This is a genomic window from Ruegeria sp. AO1 (assembly GCF_056535985.1).
Genome location: NZ_JBQFJC010000004.1, coordinates 1 through 1,240 on the forward strand (window position 1 = coordinate 1; position 1,240 = coordinate 1,240).

At 58.9% G+C, this 1,240-nt stretch carries 2 protein-coding genes; one reads left to right on the plus strand and one right to left on the minus strand.

Annotated features, from left to right (window positions below):
- Nucleotides 1-619: 619 nt before the first annotated feature.
- Complete coding sequence (locus ACR3FB_RS23920) at nucleotides 620-754, plus strand: hypothetical protein (protein WP_480566968.1); 135 nt, start codon at nucleotides 620-622, stop codon at nucleotides 752-754.
- Nucleotides 755-898: 144 nt separating this feature from the next.
- Here the strand turns inward: ACR3FB_RS23920 and ACR3FB_RS23925 are convergent.
- On the minus strand, nucleotides 899-1,240 hold a 342-nt coding region (locus ACR3FB_RS23925), incomplete at its 5' end, for a S8 family serine peptidase (protein WP_480566970.1).

Consider the following 1,240-nt stretch of genomic DNA (forward strand, 5'->3'; position numbering starts at 1 on the left):
CGGCTCAAAACCTGTGACTGAGGGCAAACCCGATGTAGGGATTGGGGTCACCGCCTTGTGCGCGATATCCGGCGTTAAACAGAATTTCCGGTCCGGGCGCCTCTGAAGCAAGCTGATAGGTCAGGCCAATATCTATCGGCCGCACTGAAGATGTAATCTGCACAGTTTGAGAGCTTCTTGTCACGCCCGTGCTCTTGACCGGCCACTGCTGCAACCCTGTCCCGGGGAGGTCGATTGAAATCTCACCAGAGGAGATCTGGAGCGGACTGGATATCGACAAGCGCATCGTGCCTGGGCTGCCGAGAAAGCGTTTCTTGCTGATTGAGACGCTGCCGGCACGCCCCGTCAGGTTTTGCCGCCAGTGACCAGGCCTGCCTGTTTGAAATCTGTCCTGCTTTGCGTGCCCGATACCGTCAGGAGCGTGCCCTGCCCGACCGCAACAGATCCGGATATTTCCAAGAATGAGGTAGAGCTGCGTCCGTCCTGACCCGCGGCTCCCATGAAACGGGATCCAAGGACTGTGCCGTTTTCTTCTATGAGGCCGAACTGGGCAGAAAGGCCTGACCCATCTTTGTCTTTTGCTTCAAGCCCTATGCTGGTCCTTGAGAAGGCCCCGTGGATGATCCGACCGCATGGTCGTCGTCAGCGCCAGCGCGTCTGTCAGCTGGACGTCATGCCCGAATGCGTAATCTTCTGTCAGAAGCTGTCCAAATGGATCTGCGTCTGGATCTATGTCGCCGAAGTTATCTCATAGGAGGACACATCCCCATCAAAACGGAGACCTGTTCCGTGATCTGAACGCATGAGTGTCAGGCTGTCGCTGGCCTTTGTTTCCCGTACGAAGGTGGGGCGGGGTCTTGGCGCCTTGAGTTCGGAGACCAGGGCACTGGCAGCAAGCTCAAATCCGCGCGTATACGCATCTGCAACCATCAGGGTCTGCCCTGCGAGGGCCTGGTTGAGGGCTGGCGCCAGGCGCCGCTGGCGACGATGCCCGTTTCGGCAGAGGCATGGCGGCGCCCTCGATGGTGTTCCCCTGGTAGACGACAAGCTCACCCACAGGGAGCATGGCGCGTTCCAGATTGAGGAGGCCCTGCCCGTAGATCGGGTCAACACCCGGCTCACCGAGATCTTCAGCTGCCGCGAACATAATCTCAGCGATTACGGGGGCTGTCAGGTCTGGCCACTGGCTCTTCAATACGGCATAGGCTCCAGTGATGTATGGGGCGGCGAAGGACGTTCC